Source organism: Nocardiopsis listeri NBRC 13360 (assembly GCF_001570765.1).
GTDB lineage: Bacteria > Actinomycetota > Actinomycetes > Streptosporangiales > Streptosporangiaceae > Nocardiopsis > Nocardiopsis listeri.
The window spans coordinates 49,861-73,383 of sequence record NZ_BCSH01000035.1 but is presented as its reverse complement, the minus strand read 5'-3'; the positions used below and the strand labels follow the sequence as shown (position 1 = coordinate 73,383).

General features: G+C 69.2%; 20 protein-coding genes. 10 read left to right on the top strand and 10 right to left on the bottom strand.

Features of this window, described 5'->3' with window-relative positions; translation table 11 throughout:
• The first annotated feature begins 495 nt into the window (after positions 1–495).
• The 7 genes from NLI01S_RS11900 to NLI01S_RS11870 all read left to right on the top strand — a co-directional run bounded on the left by NLI01S_RS11900 (position 496) and on the right by NLI01S_RS11870 (position 9,198).
• Positions 496–2,055, top strand: coding sequence for a sugar transferase (locus tag NLI01S_RS11900; protein WP_067603665.1), 1,560 nt, complete (start codon positions 496–498; stop codon positions 2,053–2,055).
• Between the two features lie 3 nt (positions 2,056–2,058).
• Entirely contained in the window at positions 2,059–2,850 is a 792-nt protein-coding gene (locus NLI01S_RS11895; protein ID WP_067603662.1) for a 3'(2'),5'-bisphosphate nucleotidase CysQ, read from the top strand.
• A gap of 59 nt (positions 2,851–2,909) precedes the next feature.
• The gene (gene cysD / locus NLI01S_RS11890; RefSeq protein WP_067603659.1) at positions 2,910–3,842 is read left to right on the top strand and encodes a sulfate adenylyltransferase subunit CysD; all 933 of its coding nucleotides are present in this window, start codon (positions 2,910–2,912) and stop codon (positions 3,840–3,842) included.
• An 82-nt stretch (positions 3,843–3,924) separates the two neighbouring features.
• On the top strand, positions 3,925–5,193 hold the full coding sequence (gene cysN, locus NLI01S_RS11885; protein WP_067603657.1) for a sulfate adenylyltransferase subunit CysN: 1,269 nt from the start codon (positions 3,925–3,927) through the stop codon (positions 5,191–5,193).
• Positions 5,194–5,647: 454 nt separating this feature from the next.
• The gene (locus NLI01S_RS11880; protein WP_067603655.1) at positions 5,648–6,808 is read left to right on the top strand and encodes a S8 family peptidase; all 1,161 of its coding nucleotides are present in this window, start codon (positions 5,648–5,650) and stop codon (positions 6,806–6,808) included.
• Between the two features lie 257 nt (positions 6,809–7,065).
• Positions 7,066–7,959, top strand: a complete 894-nt coding sequence (locus NLI01S_RS11875; RefSeq protein WP_067603676.1) for a sulfotransferase — start codon at positions 7,066–7,068, stop codon at positions 7,957–7,959.
• A gap of 129 nt (positions 7,960–8,088) precedes the next feature.
• Positions 8,089–9,198: a glycoside hydrolase family 26 protein gene (locus tag NLI01S_RS11870; RefSeq protein WP_190318443.1), complete on the top strand. Its 1,110-nt coding sequence runs from the start codon at positions 8,089–8,091 to the stop codon at positions 9,196–9,198.
• 79 nt (positions 9,199–9,277) lie between these two features.
• Here NLI01S_RS11870 and NLI01S_RS11865 read toward each other — a convergent pair whose 3' ends face one another.
• The 9 genes from NLI01S_RS11865 to NLI01S_RS11825 all read right to left on the bottom strand — a co-directional run bounded on the left by NLI01S_RS11865 (position 9,278) and on the right by NLI01S_RS11825 (position 19,435).
• Complete coding sequence (locus NLI01S_RS11865) at positions 9,278–9,862, bottom strand: GNAT family N-acetyltransferase (protein WP_067603652.1); 585 nt, start codon at positions 9,860–9,862, stop codon at positions 9,278–9,280.
• A 138-nt stretch (positions 9,863–10,000) separates the two neighbouring features.
• A complete protein-coding gene (locus NLI01S_RS11860) occupies positions 10,001–11,503 on the bottom strand; it encodes a glycosyltransferase (protein WP_067603650.1) in 1,503 nt (500 codons plus the stop codon).
• On the bottom strand, positions 11,500–11,958 hold the full coding sequence (locus NLI01S_RS11855) for a polysaccharide biosynthesis protein (RefSeq protein ID WP_067603647.1): 459 nt from the start codon (positions 11,956–11,958) through the stop codon (positions 11,500–11,502). Before NLI01S_RS11855 ends, NLI01S_RS11860 begins: the two co-directional genes overlap by 4 nt.
• A gap of 68 nt (positions 11,959–12,026) precedes the next feature.
• Positions 12,027–13,589: a lipopolysaccharide biosynthesis protein gene (locus tag NLI01S_RS11850; protein ID WP_067603645.1), complete on the bottom strand. Its 1,563-nt coding sequence runs from the start codon at positions 13,587–13,589 to the stop codon at positions 12,027–12,029.
• Positions 13,559–14,434 (bottom strand): sulfotransferase family protein, encoded by an 876-nt coding sequence (locus NLI01S_RS11845; RefSeq protein WP_067603643.1) that lies wholly within the window; start codon positions 14,432–14,434, stop codon positions 13,559–13,561. The genes NLI01S_RS11850 and NLI01S_RS11845 overlap by 31 nt, the downstream gene beginning before the upstream one ends.
• Before the next feature lie 64 nt (positions 14,435–14,498).
• Positions 14,499–15,722, bottom strand: a complete 1,224-nt coding sequence (locus tag NLI01S_RS11840; RefSeq protein WP_067603674.1) for a phosphotransferase — start codon at positions 15,720–15,722, stop codon at positions 14,499–14,501.
• Positions 15,719–17,080 (bottom strand): ligase, encoded by a 1,362-nt coding sequence (locus NLI01S_RS11835; protein WP_067603641.1) that lies wholly within the window; start codon positions 17,078–17,080, stop codon positions 15,719–15,721. Before NLI01S_RS11835 ends, NLI01S_RS11840 begins: the two co-directional genes overlap by 4 nt.
• Positions 17,081–17,121: 41 nt before the next feature.
• A complete protein-coding gene (locus tag NLI01S_RS11830) occupies positions 17,122–18,786 on the bottom strand; it encodes a chain length determinant family protein (protein WP_067603639.1) in 1,665 nt (554 codons plus the stop codon).
• A 256-nt stretch (positions 18,787–19,042) separates the two neighbouring features.
• Positions 19,043–19,435 carry a hypothetical protein gene (locus NLI01S_RS11825; protein ID WP_067603637.1) on the bottom strand — a complete coding sequence of 131 codons (393 nt, stop codon included), beginning with the start codon at positions 19,433–19,435 and terminating at the stop codon, positions 19,043–19,045.
• A gap of 296 nt (positions 19,436–19,731) precedes the next feature.
• On the opposite strand from NLI01S_RS11825, the gene purN reads away from it, so the two are divergent.
• The 3 genes from purN to NLI01S_RS11810 are packed head-to-tail and all read left to right on the top strand — an operon-like array spanning position 19,732 to position 22,775.
• Positions 19,732–20,343: a phosphoribosylglycinamide formyltransferase gene (purN, locus tag NLI01S_RS11820; protein ID WP_067603635.1), complete on the top strand. Its 612-nt coding sequence runs from the start codon at positions 19,732–19,734 to the stop codon at positions 20,341–20,343.
• Positions 20,340–21,905, top strand: coding sequence for a bifunctional phosphoribosylaminoimidazolecarboxamide formyltransferase/IMP cyclohydrolase (gene purH, locus NLI01S_RS11815; protein ID WP_067603633.1), 1,566 nt, complete (start codon positions 20,340–20,342; stop codon positions 21,903–21,905). Before purN ends, purH begins: the two co-directional genes overlap by 4 nt.
• Positions 21,906–21,914: 9 nt before the next feature.
• Positions 21,915–22,775 (top strand): bifunctional methylenetetrahydrofolate dehydrogenase/methenyltetrahydrofolate cyclohydrolase, encoded by an 861-nt coding sequence (locus tag NLI01S_RS11810; protein WP_067603631.1) that lies wholly within the window; start codon positions 21,915–21,917, stop codon positions 22,773–22,775.
• A gap of 33 nt (positions 22,776–22,808) precedes the next feature.
• Here the strand turns inward: NLI01S_RS11810 and NLI01S_RS11805 are convergent, their stop codons facing one another.
• Positions 22,809–23,411, bottom strand: a complete 603-nt coding sequence (locus tag NLI01S_RS11805) for an FHA domain-containing protein (protein ID WP_067603629.1) — start codon at positions 23,409–23,411, stop codon at positions 22,809–22,811.
• Positions 23,412–23,523: the final 112 nt, after the last annotated feature.

Genomic DNA, 23,523 nt, shown 5'->3' with positions numbered 1-23,523 from the left:
CACTCATCTAGGTCGGGTCCTGGGTGCCCGTTCGGGTCCGGAGGGCCCGGGTTCGTTTCAACACCGTGCAAGAGGGGTCGAGCCGTGAGCGAGGAACGAGCTTGATTCGTACCTGTGCGCGTCAGCGCTCCGCCGGGACGAAGCCCCGGCGGAGGCTCGAAACGAACAACCAACGCCCCGTCCGGTGTCACCGGACGGGGCGTCGCGCTGTGTGACGGGTTTCGGTCCTGTTGGGCTCGGTCCCCGAGATGTCCCCTTCGGTGAGGCCGGGGCCGGTCTCAAGACAGACACATTCTTGCCGGGAACGGGACTTCTTCCGCCACCTTCGGCAACTCCGAGCGACTTTTCGACTACTTTTGGTTACTGTTCGGGTTGGCAGTACGTGCTCTGCGCCCGACGGCACGCCCCGCTCATACCCTCCGCGTGAGTTCCATGGCGCCAGGGGCGATTACCCATCGTGAGAAACCGAAACCTTACGTGGTATTGGGAGAGTGCGTGATCACAGGTAGCGGGACCATCCAGGAAGAGCCCATGGTCGTGGCGGGGCCCGCCGCCGACGTCCGTGCGACCGTGGGCCCAGAGGGATCGCCGGTATGGGGCTCCGGCCCGAGCCCGCGCCGGCTCCGAACCACCGATCGACCCGTACCCCGGGCCGACGCCTGGCTGCGCCGCTACGTCGTCGACCTGATCGGACTCGATCTCCTCGCCGCGATCCTGGCATGCTTCGCGGGGGTCGCCGGGAGGTTCCACGGTTCCCTGGGCGCCGACGCCACCGTGCCCTATCTGTTCCTGGGGCTCCTCTTCCCGCCGATCTGGGTGCTCTTCGTGTTTCTCGGCGGCGGATACGAACGTCGATTCCTCGGGATCGGTACCGAGGAGTATCGTCGGGTCGCCATGGCGGGGGCGGTGCTCGCCGCGACCGTCGCGATCGGTGCCTACGCCCTCAAGTTCGACCTGGCCCGCGGCTACGTGCTCATCACCCTGCCGCTCATCGTCCTGCTCGGCCTCGGCCTGCGCTACGCGCGCCGTAAGGCCCTGCACCACAGCCGCCGCGCCGGACGGTGCCTCAGCGGCGTGGTGGTCGTCGGCCACCGTAGCGCCGCGGGCGAGCTCATCACCCGCTTCCGCGACGAGGTCTACCACGGCATGGTCGTCGTCGGCGTGTGCCTGCCCGAACACGAGGCAGGAGTCACCGAGGTGGAGGGATGCCCGGTCCTGGGCACCTTCTCCGACGCCGCCGAGGCCGCCGCCCTGGTCCGGGCGGACGTCGTCGCGGTCCTGGCCTGTCCGGAGATGGACGGGGTGGAGCTGCGCCGGCTCGCCTGGCGGTTGGAGAAGACGGGAACGGACCTCACCGTAGCCTCCGCCCTCATGGAGGTCGCCGGTCCGCGCACCAGCATCCGTCCGGTCGCTGGATTGCCGTTGCTGCACGTGGAGCACCCCGAACTCGTCGGTGTCCGACGGCTGTTCAAGGGGGCCTTCGACCGTTGCGCCGCAGCCCTTGCCCTCGTCCTGCTCTCGCCCGTGTACATCGTGTTGTTCGTCCTGATCCGTGCCGAGGACGGCGGTCCCGTCCTGTTCCGCCAGACACGCGTAGGACGGGGTGGGGTCGAGTTCACCGTGTACAAGTTCCGTACGATGGTGGTCGGGGCCGAAGCGCTGAAGACGGTGCTCCAGCCCCGAAACGAGCACGACGGTGTGCTCTTCAAGATGCGTCGAGACCCCAGGGTCACGTCCGTGGGGACGTGGCTGCGCCGCTACTCCCTCGATGAGCTTCCGCAGCTCGTCAACGTGGTGCGCGGAGAGATGTCGCTCGTCGGCCCCAGACCGCCGCTGCCGGACGAGGTCGCCCGGTACGGGCACGACGTTCGACGTCGGCTGGTGGTCAAACCGGGGTTGACGGGCCTGTGGCAGGTCAGCGGTCGTTCCGACCTCTCTTGGGAGGAATCGGTCCGCCTGGATCTGCGGTACGTGGAAAACTGGTCGCTGACGTTGGACATCCAGATCCTGTGGAAGACGTGGTCAGCGGTGATCCGTGGGGCGGGAGCATACTAGCCGGTGAAGAGCATCCGAAACGATCATGAGGTGGCCCGAGACCTGGCGAGCGAGGCCGGACAGCTGCTGCTGCGCCTGCGCGCCCGCCACGGATTCGATGAGCCCGAGGTCCTGCGCACACTGGGCGACCGGACCTCGCACGAGTTCCTTTTCTCCACGCTCGGTCGCCTGCGACCCAGCGACGCGGTGTTGTCGGAGGAGGGCGTCGACGATCCGGTGCGACTGAACGCGCGTCGCGTGTGGATCATCGATCCCCTCGACGGCACCCGGGAGTTCTCCGAGCCCGGTCGCACCGACTGGGCCGTGCACGTGGCGCTGTGGGAGAACGGCGACCTGGTCGCCGGGGCGGTCGCCCTGCCCGCGCAGGGCAGCTGCCTGTCCACGGTCGACCCGCCGTGGTTGCCGGAGGAACGTCCGGAGGGGCAACGGCTCCGCATCACCGCCAGTCGGACCCGACCACCGGCCTTCGTGCAGCGTATGGCGACCCAGTTGGGTGCCGAGGTCATCCCGATGGGGTCGGCGGGAGCGAAGATCTGCGCCGTGCTGCTCGGCATGGCCGACATCTACGTGCACGCGGGCGGCCAGTACGAGTGGGACAGCGCGGCCCCGGTCGCGGTCGCGCGCGCCGCCGGGCTGCACGCCTCCCGGATCGACGGCTCCGAACTCCGCTATAACGTAGCCGACCCGCTACTCCCCGATATCCTTGTATGTCGATCGGAATTGTCGGGTATGTTGTTGGCTAGCATCCGCGACGGCGCGGACCTTGACAGCGCCGGCCCACACGCGGGGGGCTGACCGAAGGACCCTCCGTGATGGGACCGGCCATGTGTGTCGGTACTTCTAAGGCGGATTCCATGGGTCAGGCCAGTCAGCAGACCCTCGGGCGTTACCAGCTCTCCCAGCTGGACGTGCTCGAGGCAGAGTCCATCTTCATCATGCGGGAGGTGGCCGCGGAGTTCGAGCGGCCCGTGCTGCTCTTCTCCGGTGGCAAGGACTCCCTCGTCATGTTGCGTCTGGCGGAGAAGGCGTTCTGGCCGGGAGCGATCCCGTTCCCCGTGATGCACGTGGACACCGGCCACAACTTCGAGGAGGTCATCGACTTCCGCGACCGCCGTGTGGCCGAGGCGGGGGTGCGCCTGATCATCGCCTCGGTGCAGGAGCAGATCGACGCGGGCAAGGTGGTGGAGCCAACCGGGCGCTGGGCCGGCCGCAACCGGCTCCAGACCTCCGCCCTGTTGGAGGCCATCGAGGAGAACGGCTTCGACGCGGCCTTCGGGGGTGCCCGTCGAGACGAGGAGAAGGCCCGGGCCAAGGAACGGGTCTTCTCCTTCCGGGACGAGTTCGGCCAGTGGGACCCCAAGAACCAGCGTCCCGAGCTGTGGGACGTGTACAACACCCGGATCAACCGCGACGAGCACATCCGGGTCTTCCCCATCTCCAACTGGACCGAGCTGGACGTGTGGGAGTACATCAAGCGTGAACGGTTGGAACTGCCCTCCATCTACCACGCGCACGAGCGCAGCGTGTTCGAGCGCGACGGCATCCTCCTCGCCGACTCCCCGCTCATCCAGCGCGACGAGACCGAGGTCCCCTTCACCGAGACCGTCCGCTACCGCACCGTCGGCGACCTGACCTGCACGGGCGCGGTCAAGTCCAACGCCGTGGAGCTGGAGGACATCATCGCCGAGATCGCGGCGACCCGGATCACCGAGCGCGGCCAGACGCGGGCGGACGATCGGGCCAGTGAGGCCGCCATGGAGGACCGCAAGCGCGAGGGCTACTTCTAGTCGTGTTCGGGCGCCCGAAAGCTCTAGAACCTTCGGCGCCTTCGCTTCGATCGTCTCACTCTTCGCACATTGGACCAGGTACATGACCAACGACATCCTGCGGTTCGCCACGGCGGGCTCCGTCGACGACGGCAAGAGCACCCTCATCGGCCGACTGCTGTACGACTCCAAATCGATCTTCGAGGACCAACTCGACGCCGTGGAGCGCACCAGCGTCGCCCGTGGTGAGGAACAGACCAACCTGGCGCTGCTCACCGACGGTCTACGAGCCGAGCGTGAGCAGGGCATCACCATCGACGTGGCCTACCGCTACTTCGCCACGCCCAAGCGCACGTTCATCATCGCCGACACCCCCGGGCACCTCCAGTACACCCGGAACATGGTCACCGGTGCCTCCACCGCGGACCTGGCGATCATCCTGGTGGACGCCCGCAAGGGTCTTCAGGAACAGAGCCGTCGCCACGCCTTCCTCACCACCCTCCTCCAGGTGCCGCACCTGGTGTTGGCGGTGAACAAGATGGACCTGGTCGACTACTCCCAGGACCGATTCGAGGAGATCAAGGCCGAGTTCACCGAGTTCGCCGCCAAATTGGACACGCGTGACCTGACGTTCGTGCCGATCTCGGCGCTGCACGGCGACAACGTGGTGAGCAGGTCCGAGAACATGCCCTGGTACACGGGCTCCTCACTGTTGCACCACCTGGAGAACGTGCACATCGCCTCGGACCGCAACCTCATCGACGCGCGCTTCCCGGTGCAGTACGTCATCCGTCCGCACAAGTCGGACGACCCCGAACTGCACGACTACCGCGGATACGCCGGCAGGCTCGCCGGTGGTGTGCTCAAGCCGGGGGACGAGGTCACCCACCTGCCCTCGGGGCTGTCCACGCGGGTGTCGCGGATCCTCACCGCGGACGGCGAGATCCCCGAGGCGTTCTCGCCGATGTCGGTCACCCTCCTGCTGGAAGACGACATCGACATCTCCCGAGGAGACATGATCTGCCGCCCCAACAACACCCCGATCGTCTCCCAGGACATCGAGGCGATGGTGTGCTGGATGACGGACACCCGCAAGCTCACCCCGCGTTCCAAGCTCATCGTCAAACACACGACCCGCACCGCGAAGGTGATGGTCAAGGATCTGCGCTACCGGTTGGACGTCAACTCGTTGCACCGTGACGAACGGGCCGACCACCTGGCGCTCAACGAGATCGGTCGGGTCCGGCTGCGCTCCACTCAGCCGTTGTTCGTGGACCAGTACACGAAGAACCGGCAGACCGGCGGGTTCATCCTCATCGACGAGGCCACCAACGTCACGGTGGGCGCCGGGATGGTGGTCAAGGCCGAGTAGCGCCCGGCAGGCCACGCACGCTTCGTGAACGGGATCGTCTTCGGACGGTCCCGTTCACGTGTTCCAGTCGGGAAGGATGATCCGATCGTGTCGAACAAAGGTGAAACGTTACGTCTGTATTTCCGAACGTAAAGGTTTAGGCTGCGTTTTTCTGGTTCGCCGTACCGAATTGATCCGTGTGAATGGTGTCCACCATGTGGTCGAAGTTACCGGGCGTTAGGGGCGGTTGTGAGGGTGGCGGTCTTGCGGTTTGTCAGGCCAGGGCGGCGGTTTCGGTCCTCTTTGTCAGACATGGGATGAATGAACCGCGAAGAAAAAAATCTCCACAAGTCTGGAAATTGAGGTTCAAGTCTGCCTAAAGTGTCCAAATCACAGGCGGTTCGCAATCGAGCGAATACGCGCGGTGAGAACGGTCTGTGTGTTGGAACCCCCACCCCAACAAGGAGGAAACCGCGTGAAGAAGCACCCCACCCGCAGGGTTGCCATCGGCGCCGTCGCGGTCGGCGCGCTCACCATCCCCATGGCCCTCACCGGGGCCACCGCAGCCGGCGCCGACGACCTCGCGCCGGTCTACACCACCTCCTCCGCCACGGGCAACGACTGGTTCGTCGTCCTGGAGGACTCGATCACCACTTCCTCGGTCTCCCCTTCGTCCCTGGGGATCTCCTCCGACCAGGTGAACCACACCTATGAAGAGGTCATCAACGGCTACTCGGCCTCGCTGAGCGGCTCCGAGGTCCAGGACCTGCGGGCCCAGGACGGCGTCGCCTACATCGAGCAGGTCGGCGAGGCCGAGATCAACCTCACCTGGGGCCTCGACCGGATCGACCAGGAGGACCTGCCCCTGGACGACTCCTACACCACCGAGGCCGACGGCGCCGGCAGCACGGTCTACGTCATCGACACCGGCATCGACCCGGAGCACTCCGAGTTCGGTGGTCGCGCCTCGGTCGGCTTCGACGCCAGTGGTGGCGACGGCATGGACGCGCAGGGCCACGGCACCCACGTCGCGGGCACCGTCGGCGCCGAGACCTACGGTGTCGCCCCCGGCGCCGACCTGGTCGGTGTGAAGGTCCTGGGCGACGACGGCTCCGGTTCCTACGACGACGTCATCGCGGGCATCGACTGGGTGGCCGAGAACGCCGACGGTGGAGCGGTCGCCAACATGTCGCTGGGCGGCCCCGCCTCCCAGGCCGTCGACGACGCGGTCAACAACCTGTCGGCCTCCGGTGTGTTCGTGGCCGTGGCCGCGGGCAACGAGAGCCAGGACACCGACAACGTCTCCCCGGGCGGCGCCGAGGGTGTCGTCTCCGTCGGCGCCTCCGACGAGAGCGACGCCACCGCGTCCTTCTCCAACTATGGCCCCGCCGTCGACATCTACGCCCCGGGCGTGGACGTCGAGTCGACCATCCCCGGTGGCGGGACCGACACCTACAGCGGCACCTCGATGGCCAGCCCGCACGTCGCCGGCGCCGCCGCTCTGTACAAGAGCGGACAGGGTGATGACGACCAGGACACCATCCTGGACTGGATGATCACCAACGGTGGCGACGACAAGCTGAGCGGCGTGCCCAGCGACACCGTCAACCTTCTGCTGAACGTCGAGGGTCTGTAGGACCCACCGAGTTGTGGAGACCCCGCGCGTCCACAACACGGACTTATCGACAACCGACGGGACGGCCCCGGGCCAGAGGTTCCATCCTCCGGTCCGGGGCCGCGTCGGTCCACGAGCGTCACGTCGTGGCGCCCGGAGCCGCTTCGGGAAGGATGCGCTCCGAGAGCCGAGGCAATGGTGACTTCTCGCTCTGGTGGAGTGACCGAAAGTAATACCCTGGGGGCGTGGATGGATATCGACTGGTCTTCGTCGGAGGGATGGGCCGTTCCGGCTCGACCCTGATCGAGCGTCTCCTCGGAGAACTGCCCGGCTTCTGTTCCGTCGGAGAGGTCGTGCACCTGTGGCGTCGCGGCCTGGTGGAGAACGAGCGCTGCGGCTGCGGCGCGGCGTTCGCCGACTGCGGGTTCTGGGTGGAGGTCGGCAAACGCGCCTTCGGTGGGTGGGACCGGCTGGACCTGCCCCGGGTCCTGAGCCTGAAGGACGGCGTGGACCGCACCAGGTTCCTGCCGCTCCTGCTCAGCGAGGCCGCCGACGAGAGCTCCGTCGCCGCGCGGGGCATGCGCTACACCGATCTGTACCACCGGCTCTACGCCGCCGTCGCCGAGATCTCCGGGGCGCGGGTGATCGTCGACGCCAGCAAGCACGCCTCCCTGGCGGCCTGTCTGCGTCGCCGCTACGGCGGTCGGATGAGACTGCTGCACGTGGTGCGCGACCCGCGCGCGGTGGCCCACTCCTGGAGCAAGAGGGTGGTTCGCCCCGACGCCACCGCCGCCAGCGAGGAACAGGAGATGGCGCGGTACACCGCCGGGCGCGCCGCGGTGCAGTGGATGACGCAGAACGCCTCGATGGACGCTCTGTCACGGCTGGGGATTCCCACCCTGAGGGTCCGTTACGAGGACTTCGTGGCCGACCCGGAGGACGAGTTCGGGCGGATCGCGGAGTTCGCGGGTCACGCCGGGCCACCGCTCGCCCTGGGGGAGGGGGGAGTGCGACTGTCCGTGGGACACGCGATGTCGGGCAATCCGATGCGTTTTCGGGGCGGGCCCGTCGACGTTCGGGCCGACCATGGTTGGCGAGAGGAACTGCCCCCCTGGCGGCGTCGCCTGGTCGCCGCGGTCACCACGCCACTCCGCGGGCGCTATGGGTACTGATGTCCGTTGTGCGACCGTGCGGAGTGTTGTATGCACGGAAAATGACGTATCGTCACCGAGAGAACACTTTGTGTTGCGTCCAGGGAAGTCAGGGGGCGATGCGCCGTGGGCGGCGGACCGGTGCGAGGGATGGCGGCGACGGGGGCACTGCTCTTCGTCCTGGGACTGACCGGGACGGGCGACGTGCCGTCGATCGCGGCCACACCGAGAGAGGAACCGCCGCCAGGGGAGAGGTCCGCGACCAACGCGTCGCCCCTCCTGGGGCGGCCGCCCATCGTCGAGTCCGACTGCACCGTCTCCGACGTCCTCGAACCCTCCTGCGGGGTCTGGTGGGGCGCCAGCCCCTACCAGGACGACATCGCGCAGCTGGAGGAGGCGGTCGATCGGGACATGGACATCGTCTACACCTGGCGGGGCATCGACCAGCCGCACGTGCCGAGCCGGAAGGAACTCGACATGATCGCCGAGGGCCGGCTCGTCCACACCAACATCGAGGCGCGGCGCTTCACCCAAGAGGGTCACCCCGACATCGACTACGCGGACATCATCGCCGGGGAGTTCGACTCTTCCCTGCGATCCCAGGCCCGCACCATCGCCGACACCGAGGTCCCCTACTTCGTCACCTTCGACCACGAGGCCGACGCGAACAAGCGCTACAACAGCCGCGGCACCCCCGAGGAGTTCGTGAGTTCCTGGCGGCACATCGTCGACCTCTACCGGGAGGAGGGCGCCGACAACGTCATCTGGGTGTGGAACGTGACCGGCTGGGAGGACAACCTGGACCGGCTCCCCGGCCTGTGGCCCGGCAACGACTACGTCGACTGGATCAGCTGGGAGGCCTACAACATGACCGGCTGCGACATCATGCCGCACTGGACCGAGGTGTACTCCTTCGAGGAGGCCCTGGCGCCCGCCTACGAGTGGGTCCAGGAGGAAGGACCCGAGCATGGGATCGACCCGGACAAGCCGGTGATGATCGGTGAGATGGGTACCACCGACATCGGCGCTCGGGAGACCCTCGAGTGGTACACGGACATTCCCGAGGTGCTCAAACGCTACGACCGCGTCCGCGCCGTCAAGGTCTGGGACAACAAGGTCTCCGACGGCTGTGACTTCCGCATCAACGCCAACGAGCACGCCCGTCGTGGCTTCGAACTGGCTGGCCAGGACCCCTACGTGAACCTGCCCGAACGCGTTCGCCGCCTCGCGGAGTTCGCCGAGTCCCGTAAGAACGACTAGACCCACGACCGGACGCTGTCTCGCCGGCCGTGGGGCCCGAACACGCCAAAGCGCTAGCGGAGACGTTGAACGATACTGTTCAACCGCCGACGGGGCGGGACATGGCCCAGGTGCGGGGGCCGCCGTCGGGCAGGTCGTACTCGGCGGTCACCGTGAACCCGAGTGATTCGTAGAGACGGACGTTGGCGTCGGCCGAGGTCTCCAGGAAGGCGGGGACGCCCGCGTGGTCCGCCTCGCGCAGACCGACCTCGATGACACGACGGCCCAGTCCGCGTCCACGGGCCTCGGGACGCACGCCGACGCTGCCCAGGAACCAGGCCGTTCCGGCGGGACGATGGCGCTCCATGGTCTCCTCGGCCGACGCGTACGCCTCGGCTCGGTCCCCGGCCAGCTCGGCCAGGGTCGGCAGCAGCCGTTCCATGACCACGTCGGCTCCGCCGGAGTCCGGTGTGGACCACACGGCGACCGCGGCCAGGTCCTCGCTGACCCACACGCGCCCGTGCGGCAGGCCGATCTCGGCGAGGAAGATCCGTTGGAACTCCCGGAGCCGGGTGAGGTGGTCGTCGGCGGAGATGGTGTGCCTGGTGAAGGGATAGTCCGCGAACGCCGCGGCCAACGTGTCCGCCGCCGTCGCGACGTCCTCGTCGGTGGCCTCTCTGATCATGTGCGCCCCTCGCTCTCGCTCGGCCGTGTGCCGGCCCCGATGAACGGAGACTATCCGTCCGCCTTCGGCGGAGACCACGTCTTTTACCGAGTGGGTGACACCGCCGGGGCGCGGTGCGGGAGCGCGCCCCGGCGGTGCTCAGACCCCCTTGCCGCGCAGGTGCAGCAGACGCAGGATCCATCCCGGCGGCACTCCGCAGACCACCAGGAACGCCACATGGGCGCGTCCTTCGAGTGGGCGGGTGCGCAGGGTGGTGCCGATCCACCTCAGCGCCGGCCCACGGCGCCCGGCCGAGGCCTCGGCGAAGGCGATCTGTCCGGCGACGCGGGCGTACCCGCGCGGCACCACCCGGAACTCGGGGTACTTCTCCAGCAGCCAGCGCAGCGCGGTGGAGATGGTCTGCCAACGCTCGGAGAAGAACGACTTGCGGTGCCACAGCACCCGCACCCCCGCCTCGGGGACGTTGCGGATCGGGGCCCGCTTGGCCAGCCGCAGCAACAGCTCGTAGTCCTCGGCGTAGCTGCCCGGGATCTCCTCGCTCACCGTGCCGCAGCCGTCCACCATGGCGGACCGGCGGATGAGGAACGAGGAGGGATGCAGCTCGGTCAGGCGCGACGCCAACAGGTCCCGATAGGTGACGTGGGTGCGGTCCAGGACCCGTTCGGTCTCGACCTTGTCGTAGACCACCCGGATGCCGCAGCACACCATCTCGGTCTCCGGTTCGGCCCGCAGGATCTCGACCTGGGTGCGCAGCTTGCCGGGCATCCAGGTGTCGTCGTCGTCGCAGAACGCCACGAGTTCGGTGTCGGCGGCCAGGACTCCGGTGTTCCGCGCCCCGGCCAGCCCCGGAGTGAGCGAATTGGTCACCACCCGGACGGGCCGTTCGCCCTCCTCCCGGGCCAACGAGTCGTCGGGTCGGCTGTTGTCGAAGACCACGATGGCGGTGATCCGCCCCGGGTAGTCCTGTTCGGCCACCGCCCGGAGCGTACGACGCAGCAGCTCGGGACGGTCTCGTGTGGGCACCACCACGGTCACCCGTGGCCACTCCTCGCCGGCGTCCATCGGATCGGTCCGGGGCTTGGGCTCCTCCTGCTCGCTGAGCAGGTCGATGAGCGTCCCGGCGCGTTCGGCCGCCTCACCCGGGCCACTGTCGGTGGCCGGGTCCACCCGGAAGTCCGTCGGCGAGGACAGCGCCTTGTCGATGAGGGCGTGCAACTGCTGGGCGGTCGAGCAGACGCGGGCCCGCCCCGCCTCCTCCAACCGGTCGGCGAACAGGAGTTGATGGGCGTCGACGTGTTCGTCCAGCTCCGGGTCGCGCGCCACCACGATCGGCAGGTGCCCCGCGGCCCGGGCCTGGATGATGGTGCCGGGACCGCCGTGGCACACCACCACCCCGGCGCGTCCCATGGCCTCGGACAGTTCGTTCCCGGGCAGGAACGGCGAACCCGTGGCCCGCGACGGGGCCGCGCTGTGCCCGTGCTGGACGAGAACGCGCAGGTCGGGGTGGCGGCGGACGTAGTCGTCGACCCAGCGCACGAGGCGGTCGAACGCGTGGTGGTCGGTTCCGACACTGACGACCACGTCGAGATGGTCGTTGTCGTCCCCGCGGTGGTGGCGGTCGGATGTGGTCTGTTCGGTCACAGGAGCGGTCCTACGGTGATCGCGGTCGGCATGAACGAGCGCTGTTCCTCCCACTGGGCGAGGAACAGACGGGTGAACGGCTTGCAGAGCCGTGCGGTGAGCGTGGGAGTGTCGATGCGGTCGTAGACCTCGATGTAGACGGTCGGGATCCGCAGCAACCACGCCAGGACGAAGAACGGCAGGGCCACCCCGGCCCCGGTGCTGACCACCACCGACGGGCGCCGTTCGCGCATCGTTCGCAGGGCGAGCCAGGTGTTGCGCAGCAGGTTGCCGACGTTGCGGGTGGTGGGATGGTGAGCCCAACGGACCGACTCGTCACCGAGCACGGACTCGGCGTCGGGGGTGCGGAAGGTGACCCACACCCGCTCCTTCCCCCGCCACCAGGGGCGTAGCGAGCACAACTGGGTGAGGTGGCCGCCGCTGGAGGCCACCAGGAGAACCGGTCGCGCGGGCAATGCGTACTCCATTCATTGCTGTGGGTGATGAACGAAGGGGGATCGAGGGATCCTCGCGGGCGTGCGGATCACTTCCGTAGGTGGAGTTCCAGATGGTCGCGCGCCCACCAGAGCGAGGCCAGGTGGCCGAGTGCGCCCACGCCCACGGCGAGGGTCAGGGTGGGCAGTCCGCCACCGAGAACCGCCTCGGCCAATACCGGCAGCGCGCCGAACCACACCAGGGTTGCGCCGACGGCCACCGACACCGGCCTGCTCACCGGGTGCAGAGCCACCGTGGTCCGTAGCTGCCACAGCGGCAGGACCTTGCGCAGCAGGACGGCCGACACCAGTGCCACGGCGGCGCCGGGTGCCCCGTGGGAGGGCACGAGCAGCACGCACACACCCACGTTGGCCAGGAGGGAGAGCAGGTTGTTCAGCAGGTTCAGCCCGGTGCGTCCGGTCATGGTGAGGACCAGGTCGCCCATCCCCAGGACGGACGCGGCGAGTTGCCCGGCGCAGACGATCACCAGCACGGTCGCGCCGGTGCCGTATCCGGCGCCGAACAGCCGCATCACCTCGGGCGCGAACACCAGCACCGACAGGTAGAGCGGCCAGTTCAGGCACACCAGCCAGGCCGTTCCCGCCTGGTACAGGGAACGGACCCCGGTGTGGTCGCGCGAGGCCAACAGTTCGGCGAAGCGCGGTTGGGCGGCGTTCAGCACCGCCTGGGTCCCGAACTGCCCCACCACCATGATCCGCGTGGCGGCGGTGAAGACCGCGGCGCCGGTCAACCCGCTCAACAGCGCCACCATCACCACGCCGCCGCGCTGCACGCCCATCTGGGCCACCCCGCCCAGGGCCCGGGGCAGTGCGAAGGACCAGAACGTCACCGGGGCGATCCGTTCCGGCGGCGTCTCCGCCCGATCCGACGCACCGTCCGGAACGGGGGCCGTCCGATCGGGGGGCGACTGTTCGGGACCCACCCGGCGGACGATCCTGCCCAACCAGAACCAGGCCAGCACCGCCGCCGGCAGATACGGTCCGGCCCACGCCAGAGCGAGTAGTCCCGCCGAGCCGCTCAACACGATCGACCCCACCAGCGCCAGCTGCGCGCAGGGCCGACCGACCTTGTCCACCAGTGCCGTCGTCACCATGTCGTGGTGGGCGCGGGTGGCGGCCAGGGCGGAGTCCGTGAGCACGGCGAACGGCAGGAACACGGCGAGTAGGCGCAGGTACGCGGCCGCCTCCTCCGGGCCCAGGACCTCGGCCAGGGGGCGGGCGAACACGAACAGCAGCAGCGCCACCACCAGCGACAGCACCACCGCCGGCCCCATGGCGGTCCGTAGCAGCGCCGGAACACCCCCGGCCCGGCCGAACAACCGCATTCGGGCGATGAAGTACACCAGCCCGTCCGGGGCGCCCAGGCCGGCCACCGCCGCCATGATGAGGAACACCGAGGTGGCGGAGAACAGCAACCCGGCGGTCTCCTGTGAGAAGGCCCGGGTGATCGCCACGATCAACGCGAGGTTGAGCGCGGCGCCCACCACCGCGCCGACCATGTTCACCACACCGCCGCGCAGAACGCTCCGCAGCCCCCCGTCGGACCGGCGCTCGGAAGTCCTCACCGGCACCACGAGGGGGTTCGCCCCCACCAATGGGCCAACCGGGCGTCGTTCTCGGCGAACCTGGAGGTGAGCTCCGCTCGCAGGGACTCGGGCATCATCGCCCTCTTGCGGGCGTTGTGCCGTCCGGGTGGTTCCATCGAGACCGACGGCAGCTCCAGGAAACGGATGATCTCCGCCACCGTCCTGGAGGTGCCGTCGAACAGGTCGGCGTAGTCCACCACGTGCATCCGCTCACGGCCGAGGTGACGTTCCATTCGGATCAACTGGTCCACGTAGTTCCCCCGCGCCACGTAGCCGTGGTGCTGGTGCGAACGCGAGTAGTGGGTCGGGTCGGCGACCAGCCGTTCCTCCGCCCCACGAAGCCGCCGATCCTCCAGCTCGATCGCGCGCGCGAACGATTCGGTCTCGAACCCTCGCGCGGTCTCGTGGGCGTGCGCCGAATACGCCCGCTCCACCGGGTCGCGCAGGATCACCACCACCTTCGTCTCCGGCAGCTCACGGGCGATCCGCTCCGCCGCGAGGGGATGGAACAGGTAGTAGGGGCTGGACTCGAACACCCGGACCCGGGGTCGGCCCCATCGGGCGCGCAGGCCGTTGCGCAGGGGAAAGTGCGACCGGTACCAGTCCAGGCCGTTGTGGTGTCCGGTGTCGAAGTAGTGGACACCCTTGCGCAGGACCGGACCGGTGGCCGCGGGGTGCAGGTTCAACGCCTTGAACAGGGAGGTGGTCCCCGAACGTTGGGCGCCACAGATGAGGAAGTCCGGCAGCGCCCTGGCTTGGCGGGTCATGCCGCCCAGCCCGTCGGCGATGGGCAGCAGGACACGCTTGGCCGGTACGGCCAGGCGAATCAACGCGGAGGTGGCCCGAGGCATCACGATTTCCTTCGGTGAGAGGTGGATGTCGAAGAAGGTGTCAGCGGGGTGTGACCGTGCCGGCTCAGCCGGCGTGGACGGCTTCGTGTGCGGCTCTCTCCTGGAGACCCTCCAACGCGGGGAGCAACCAGTCGTCGACCGCGGCGAGGTGGCCACCGCTCTCCGCCTGTCGGTCATGCAGGTAGCGGGTGGCCAGGTCGATCAGGTACAGCGCCATCACCGTGGACACCGTGTGCGGACGCAACCCGAGCTCGGCCATGAGGGGGTCGCGCAGTAGTCGTGAACCGCTGTCCAACCAGCGGTGCACCCCCGGATGGACCCCCGCCTGGACGCACTCGTTGAGGTTGTAGTGCAGCGCGTCGAACCCGGCGGGCGCGTCCATGGCCAGGCGTTCCCAGTCCCATACGAACGCGCGCCGCGCCGTACCGGCGATGTTCCACCGGGTCAGGTCGCCGTGCCAGGCGCCGAAGGGCAGTAGTACGTCGGGAAGCCGGTGCAGCGCGGCGCGCAGGGGCGCGACCTCCGGGCGCGAACCCAGCTTGGCGATGCGTTCGTCCAGGGAACGCCGGTAGGGGCTCGCCGACAGGCGACGCTCTCGGATCGGGACGAGGGAGACGATCTGGGTGACGCAGCGCAGCAGTTGGCGGCGGGTGGGCCGGTCGGTCTGGTCACCGACGGGCAGGGCTTCCTGCACCAGCAGGGGTTGGCCGTTCCACTCGCCGTCGTAGAGCAGACGGGGGACGGTCACGTCCCGCATCGGTCTCTCCGCCAGGTGACGCAGCGCCCGGGTCTCGGCCCGCACCAGCCGTCCGGTGAGTTCGTTGATGGCGACCTTGGCGTATCCGACGGTCCGCCCGCCCGGAGTGAGCAGCAGCAGGACCGGTTTGCGGTTGGCGCGCGGTGGCCCCACGTGGATGGCGATGGCGAGTTCGCGGTCGAGCGCGGCGGTGAGCGCGTGTTCGATGCCCGGACCCGCACCCACGTAGAGGCGGTCGCGCAGTAGCAGCGGCGCCACCCCGGTGGCGAAGGCTCCCGCCAGCACCAGGGTGCGCAGCCGCTCCTTGAGGGAGTGGCCCTGCGCGAACGAGGTGATGCCCCGGGTCGCCACCGAGCGGTTGCCCGCGGGCAGGATCACCCGCGGGTTGTTCGCGTTGGGTACCGGAAGGTACTGGTTGCCCCGGTCGCGGGGAGCCATGCGCAGCACACTGCCGTCTCCCTGCCCGAGTAGTCCGCCGCACGGCCACAGTACGGCGGCCAGGTCGGTCAGGTAGGTGGTCTCGGCCCTCACCAGGCACCCCCGGCCCGCGCCGCCCGACGCCCGGCCACCAGCGGTTCCTCGACCCGCCACAGCAGGGCGACGGAGATCATGGTGACGGCGAGCGGGGACATGAGCGCGACGTAGAAGAACATGTACCAGAACAGAAGCAGCACGGTGAGCAGGGCGGCCTGCCCGACCACGGTCATCGCGGCCCGATACCGCCAGGCCACCAGCGCGAAGAACGCCACGAACAGGGACGTGCCCACCCACCCGGAGGCGATGAGCGTCATCCACAGCTGACCGGCGTTGCCGATCACGTGCTGGCCACAGCCCGGGCACTCGGGGCTCGGGCCGATGGCGATCGAGTCGGAGCTGCCCAACCCCTCACGGGTGGTGCCCCAACCCACGATCGGCGACAGGTCGGCGGCCTCCACCGCCGCGGCGTTGGTGGCCGCGCGCCCGTCGTCGCTGTGCGGGTTCTCGGCCCGCTCGCGCACCACGTCCGCCAGCGGGGACACCGCCAGCGTGAGCAACAGCGCGATGGTGGTGACCACGCCGGCGCCCACCAGCACCACTCGACCCCGACGCAGCGCCTGAGCGGCACCGAAGGCCAGCGAGAGCACCAGGCCGGCCCACAGGGCGCGGTTCAGCGAGTACACGATCGGGGCCACCGACACCGCGGTCGCGAGAAGCGCGCCCCAACGCGCCCAGCCGGCCCCCTGGACCACCCAGGCCACCATCAGCCACACCAGCAGCAGGGAGAGCATGTAGCCCCAGATGTTGGTGTACTCCCAAGGGGCCTTCGGGCGGGCCGACTCGTATCCGAAGATGTCCATGACCTGTGCCGACGCGGGGTGGATCAGCGTCTGCATGTAAGGGTCGGACACCAGGGCGCCCGGCATCAGGTATTCCAGTGGAGCGATGAACTCGAAGGTCGGCGCGAGCATCCCCAGGTAACCGCCGGCGATGGTGACCAGGCACAGCACGGCCAACGACCCCGCCACCAGACGGACCGGCAGTTCACGTTCGGTGAGGTTGCCGACGTAGAGCATCACCACGGTGAGCACCAGGTAGTTGATCACCCGCAGCATCGCGCCGGGGTAGCCGCCGCTGTCGGGCACCGTCCCGGGCATCTCCACCGACACCAATACCGAACCGAGCACCGTCCACACCAGGAACAGGGCCCACAACCAGAACCACGGCGGTACCCGCAGGCCCACCGTGCGGTGCCGGCGCACAAGTTCGGCGAGCATCGGCACCGCGAACAGCCAGTAGGCGAACTGTCCCATCCCGAGTGCCCACCACAGCGGGTACCCGACCAACAACCAGATGAGCGGCCACCCGGTCACCGGGGTGGCTCTGGATCGTGCGGTGGCCTGCCAGGTCACACTCGCCGAACGCGCCCCCTGAGAGGCCGCGCCCAGGGCCGTCAACGCCGGGGTCCGACGGACGCGGTCCCACCGGCGGCCGGCAGCGCCGACTCGTGCGACCGGTGGGTGGAGGTGGCCTCGGATTCACTGGGCGGCCGAGGCGCGGGCGGCAGCGGCGTGCGCGGCGTCGGGACGGGTTCGGGGCCGGGTTGGCGCGGAACCGTGATCGAACCGGGGACGGTCACTCCGAATCGGGTTCCCGCGGTGACCAGGTCGGTCAGGTCCGAGCGCGTGCTCAGACCCAGCTCCACCACCGGCAACAGGAGGTCGGCGGAGGCGGCGAGGGCGTGGACGTCGGCGCGCTCCCCGGCGGAGGCCGTGGCCACGACCACGAAGTCCGCGCGCGAACGCAGCAGGTCGACGAGTTCGGCGGCGCCGCCCTGAAGAGGAGCCACGGCACCGGTGGACCCATGCCGCAGCACTCGCAGCCTGGGTGTGTGGGCGGGCTGCGTCGCCAACTCGGCGGGGTCCTCTCCATCGGCGAGGACGTCGGCCAGACCGGGACCGTCGGGCAGCCCGAGGAGTTCCCGGGCGGAGTCGGTGCGCGGGTCCGCGCAGACCAACAGCGTGTCGGCGCCGCCGCGGCCCAGCGCGGCGGCAAGGTTCACCGCGGCGACGGTACCGGCGCGCCCGGGGGTGGTTCCGGTGACCACGATCACCCGCCCAGGGGCGGGTTCGCCGGCCTCGGCGGCTCCGTCGGTCTCTGCCGTTCGGGCGCGGACCAGGTGCGCGAACTCGTTGGCCCGCTGCCCGGCCGGGGTGGTGTCGTCGAGCAGTCCGGGTGAACGATCGGAGCGCTTCTCGGGGTCGGACAGGTCGAGCAGGACGGGCAGGGCACCGATCCGTTCGGTCTCCTCGATGTCCCGCAGGCGTGGGTCCACCCGGTCCCGGATCACGGCGGCCAAGAGCCCGGCCAGCAGACCGAGCGCGGTTCCCGCGACGACCCACAAAGTCAGGATCGGTGAGGAGGGCGACTCGGGAAGGGTCGCGGGGGTGATGACCCGGCCGGGGGAGACCGTCTCGCGCAGTGCGCTCAGCGGGGTGATGCCGTTGCCGATGTCGGCGATCTCCTGGCGCAGGGCTTCGGTGTCGGAGTCCGTACCGGCGGTCCCCGGTGCCGCCCCGGTCGATTCGGCCAGTTCGTCGTAACGGTCCTGTTGTTCGGCGCGCAGGGCCTCCAGCCGACCCTCGATGACGGCGTGGGCCTGGGCTTCCCGCTGCGCCAGGTAAGCGTCGGCGAGGGAATCGGCGCCCTCGCGTGCCAGTTCCGGGCTGCCCGCGGAGTAGCCCAGTTCCAGGATGTTGCTGTTGGGCGGAACGGTCACTTCGGTGCTCTCGCGCACGTCCTCAGCGGTGAGTGATCCGGGGAGCTCCTCGGCGGTGGTTCCGGTCACCCGCTCCGAGAGCACGATCTGGGCCTCGCTGTCGAGGTTGACCTCGCCGGTCAGCCGACCGGATCGTTCTCCGGTGAACTCCGCCATCTCGGTGGGGTGGACCTGGACCGACGCGACCGAGGTGTAGGTGGAGGGCACCGCGAGAGCTCCGGCGGTGGCGAGGACCAGGCCGCCGAGCACGCCGACGCACACGAGGCGCCGCCGGCGCCTCAACAGTGCGGTGTACTCCTTCAGTTCCGGTCCGGACGATCCGGGGACGTCGGTGTCCATCGGGTCCTCTCCACGCAGACATGGCAGCACTTTTAGTAAACGATTGCATACTAAGTGTAATCCCTTTGGGTGCGCCTGGTGGTTTGAGAAACAACCCTTTTTCTTGTCGAAGGTGTCCGGAAACTGGTTCGACCAGGGAAGATCTGTGGGGATAAGTCGGGTGTTCGGCCTATGGGCACAGGAAAGGGGCGGCGGGATCATCCCGCCGCCCCTCACCGAACGTGAACGGGCACCCCCGTGATGCGGGAGGCCGGAGCTACCCTCCGACGACCACCGGGGGAAGGCCGGTGCCGGACTCCCATGCCTCGTCGCACGCTTTCTGCGAGGAGACCGTGTGCGCACGCGCCGCGCAGTCCCGGTACTCGGTGACCTGGTCGTTGTAGACGAACAGGACGGAGAGCATCGACGCGGAGATGACCACACCGACCACGCCGAGGACCATGCTCGACAGGGCCCCCGGGGCCTCGGAAGCGTTGGTCCGCGCGGCCCGACGGGCCCGCAGACCCTGCACCACGCCCATCGCGGACAGCACACCGCTATAGGGCGGGAACAACAGGCCCGCCAGGCCCAGGAACAGACCCCACAGGCCGCCTCGCTCGACCTTCGGGGAACGGTCGTCGGCCTGGGTCTCCGGGCTGTTGTCGGTCACAGGTTCACTCCTTCGGTGGCGCCGGTGCAGGTGGGGCGCCGTGGACCGCCTCCGCCGGGACGGAGGCGGGGCTCTTCGTGTGTGCGGGGAACTCAAGGTCCGCGTGGGGTAGACGCTACCCGGCCCGATAGGGTGGGAGCGCGGACGGGCCGACTGTGCCCATGCCAGTCGATCATGCCCGGCGTACGCGATTTTTCCGGATGCTGCGCCGTCCCCCGGCGCCCCCGGAAGTGGGGACCCGGTGTTCCCACACCGTTCTTCTACACATGAGGGAGAAGCACGCTTTGTCCGCGCGAGTGGTGGTTCTCATATCGGGGACGGGCAGCAACATGGCCGCCCTGATGGAAGCCGCGAAGGACCCCGCCTACGGGGCGGAGATCGTCGCCGTCGGCGCCGACCGTGAAGGAACCCGCGGGGTGGAGGTGGCCGAGGCCGCGGGCGTACCCACGTTCGTGGTGCCCTTCCGCGCCTACACCGACCGCGCCGAGTGGGACACCGCCATGTCCGACCGGATCGCCGAGCACGAGCCCGACCTGGTCGTCTCCGCCGGATTCATGCGCATCCTCGGCCCCGCCGTGGTGGGCCGCCACCAAGCGGTCAACATCCACCCGGCCCTGCTCCCCTCCTTTCCCGGCGCGCACGCGGTACGCGACGCGCTCGCCCATGGTGTCCGCATCACCGGCACCACCATCCACTTCCTCGACGAGGGCGTCGACTCCGGTCCGATCATCGACCAGTTCACGGTGCCCGTCGAGGACGGTGACGACGAGTCCGCCCTCCACGAACGGATCAAGGTCGTGGAGCGGCGCATGCTGGTCGACACGGTCGGCCGGCTCGCCCGCGAGGGCTGGACCATCGACGGTAGGCACGTGCGGTTCGGCCGCACCGACACAGAGGAGAACCGGTGACCCGACAGGCCATCAGGCGTGCGTTGATCAGTGTGTACGACAAGACCGGTCTGACGGAGCTGGGCGCCGGCCTGGCCGCTGCCGGGGTGGAGATCGTCTCCACCGGCTCGACCGCGGCCAAGCTCACCGAGGCGGGTGTCGCCGTCACCCCGGTCGAGGACGTCACGGGCTTCCCCGAGATCATGGAGGGTCGGGTCAAGACCCTCCACCCCGCGGTCCACGCCGGACTGCTCGCCGACCAGGGCAACCCCGAGCACGTCGCCAAGATCGACGAGCTGGGCATCGCCCCCTTCGACCTGGTCGTGGTCAACCTCTATCCCTTCTCCGACACCGTCGCCTCGGGCGCCTCCGAGGCCGACTGCATCGAGAAGATCGACATCGGTGGCCCCGCCATGGTCCGCGCCTCCGCCAAGAACCACGCCAGCGTGGCGATCGTGGTCGACCCGACCGCCTACGACACGGTGCTGGAGGACGTGCGTGGCGGCGGGTTCACCCTCGATCGGCGCAAGGCCCTGGCCGGGAAGGCCTTCCAGCACACCGCGGCCTACGACGCCGCGGTCGCCGACTGGTTCGCTTCCACCTACGCCCCCGACGGTGAGGCGACGGAGACCGGTTGGCCGGACTTCCGCGCTTCGGTGTACAGCCGACAGGACACCCTGCGCTACGGGGAGAACCCGCACCAGAAGGCCGCGCTCTACACCGAGACCGGTGCGAGCGGTGGTCTGGCCGGCGCGGAGCAGCTGCACGGCAAGGCGATGTCGTACAACAACTACGTCGACTCCGACGCCGCCCTGCGCGCCGCCTACGACTTCGAACAGCCGTGCGTGGCCATCATCAAGCACGCCAACCCCTGCGGGATCGCCGTGGGCGTCGACAACGCCGAGGCCCACCGCAAGGCACACGCCTGCGACCCGGTGTCCGCGTTCGGTGGTGTGATCGCCACCAACCGCGAGGTCGGCGCCGAGTTGGCCGCGCAGATCTCCGAGATCTTCACCGAGGTCGTGGTCGCCCCCGCGTTCACCGACGAGGCCGTCGCCACCCTCTCCAAGAAGAAGAACATCCGCCTGCTGGTCGTCGCCGACCCGGCGCGGGGCTCCCGTCAGGAGACCCGTCAGATCAGTGGCGGCCTGCTGGTCCAGGACACCGACGTCATCGACGCCCAGGGCGATGACCCCTTCACCTGGACCCTGGCCACCGGCACCCCCGCCGACGAGGCCATCCTCGCCGACCTCGCCTTCGCCTGGAAGGCCGTGCGTGCGGTCAAGTCCAACGCGATCCTCCTCGCCACCGACGGTGCGACCATCGGTGTGGGCATGGGTCAGGTCAACCGCGTCGACTCCGCGCGCCTGGCGGTCACCCGCGCCGCCGACCGGGTCAAGGGTTCGGTCGCGGCCAGCGACGCGTTCTTCCCGTTCGCGGACGGCCTGGAGATCCTCACCGAGGCCGGGGTGAGCGCCGTCGTCCAGCCGGGCGGTTCCGTGCGCGACGACGAGGTCATCGCCGCCGCCGAGGCCGTGGGGGTCACCATGTACCTCACCGGCACCCGCCACTTCTTCCACTAGGGGAAACACATGAGCGCGATCGTTCTGGACGGAAAGGCCACCGCGAAGGCCATTCGCGAGGAACTGACGGAGCGGGTGGCGAAGCTGCACGCCAAGGGCGTCACCCCCGGGCTGGGCACCGTCCTGGTCGGTGATGACCCGGGCAGCCACTCCTACGTGCGCGGCAAGCACCGCGACTGCGCGCAGGTGGGCATCGCGAGCATCCGCCGCGACCTGCCCGCCGACGCCTCCCAGGAGCAGGTGGAGCAGGCCGTCCACGAGCTCAACGAGGATCCGGCCTGTACCGGTTACATCGTGCAGCTGCCGCTGCCCAAGGGACTCGACGAGAACCGGGTGCTCGGCCTGATCGACCCGGTCAAGGACGCCGACGGCCTCCAGCCGGTCAACCTGGGCAAGCTCGTCCTCATGGAGAAGGCCCCGCTGCCGTGCACCCCGCGCGGCATCGTGGAGCTGCTGCGCCGCTACGAGGTGCCGATCAAGGGCGCCGAGGTCGTCGTGGTGGGCCGTGGCGTGACCGTGGGCCGCCCCCTCGGCCTGCTGCTGACCCGCCGATCGGAGAACGCCACCGTCACCCTGTGCCACACGGGCACCCGTGACCTGGCCGAGCACACCCGCAAGGCCGACGTCATCGTCGCCGGCGCGGGCGTGCCCGGGCTCATCACCAAGGACATGGTCAAGCCGGGTGCCGCGGTGCTGGACGTGGGTGTCTCGCGCACCGACGACGGCCTGGTCGGGGACGTCGCCCTCGACGTCCCCGAGGTCGCCGGGTACATGTCCCCGAACCCGGGCGGAGTGGGCCCGATGACCCGCGCGATGCTGCTGGTCAACGTGGTCGAGGCCGCCGAACGCCAAGCCGTTTCTACCGTTTAGCGCCGCCGCCGGCGCTTTGGCCCGCCCGTCGCGTCAGCCGGCGCGGCGGGCGTGGCCGACCGGCATCGGTCGGACCAGACCCAGCGCCACCACCTCGTTGGCCAGGCGGGTGCGCCGGTTCTGCCCCTCCGGGATACGGAACTTCTGGTAGAGCCGTAGCAGGTGCTGTTTGACCGCCGCCTCGGTGACGACCAGGGCCTCGGCGATGTCGCGCGCGGTGGCCGGGGCCACGAACGCCTCCTCCGAGAGCGCCGGCCTGCACAGGGCGGTGAGCACGTCCAGTTCGCGGCGGGTGAGTTCGGGGGCCGCGCCACGGCGCAGCACCTTGTCGGGGCTCAGCTGTTCCTTGGGCAGACCGCCGATCCGGCAGCGGGCGATGCCGAAGCTCACCACGTCTCCTTCCTCCAGGACGCGGCGGGCGATGGGGCGCCCGTTGACCCGGGTGCCGTTGCGGGACAGTCCGAGGTCCACCACGTAGACGTAGGGTCCGCGGCGGATCAGTTCGGCGTGCAGCTGGGAGACGCTGCGGTCGTCCAGGCGGATATCCGCCCCCTCGCCACGGCCGACGGTGGTGACCTCACCGGAGAGCGGACACACCTCTCCGCTTTCCTCGACCCGTAGGTAGGGACCCTCCAAGGTGACTCCTCCAGTACCGGCCGTGCGCGGTCGATGTGGATACGAGCGTCGGTGTGGGAGGGGTGCTTGTCGGGGGGTGACGGTTCCGTCTACACGTGGTGTGGGCTTCATG

What these genes read in the sequence shown, in the direction of transcription:
- NLI01S_RS11865 (WP_067603652.1), bottom strand. Translation starts at nt 9,862, where the DNA reads ATGATCAGAGAGGCCACCGACGAGGACGTCGCGACGGCGGCGGACACG.
- NLI01S_RS11870 (WP_190318443.1), top strand. Translation starts at nt 8,089, where the DNA reads ATGGCGGCGACGGGGGCACTGCTCTTCGTCCTGGGACTGACCGGGACG.
- NLI01S_RS11810 (WP_067603631.1), top strand. Translation starts at nt 21,915, where the DNA reads ATGAGCGCGATCGTTCTGGACGGAAAGGCCACCGCGAAGGCCATTCGC.
- NLI01S_RS11845 (WP_067603643.1), bottom strand. Translation starts at nt 14,434, where the DNA reads ATGCCTCGGGCCACCTCCGCGTTGATTCGCCTGGCCGTACCGGCCAAG.
- cysN (WP_067603657.1), top strand. Translation starts at nt 3,925, where the DNA reads ATGACCAACGACATCCTGCGGTTCGCCACGGCGGGCTCCGTCGACGAC.
- NLI01S_RS11875 (WP_067603676.1), top strand. Translation starts at nt 7,066, where the DNA reads ATGGGCCGTTCCGGCTCGACCCTGATCGAGCGTCTCCTCGGAGAACTG.
- cysD (WP_067603659.1), top strand. Translation starts at nt 2,910, where the DNA reads ATGGGTCAGGCCAGTCAGCAGACCCTCGGGCGTTACCAGCTCTCCCAG.
- NLI01S_RS11830 (WP_067603639.1), bottom strand. Translation starts at nt 18,786, where the DNA reads ATGGACACCGACGTCCCCGGATCGTCCGGACCGGAACTGAAGGAGTAC.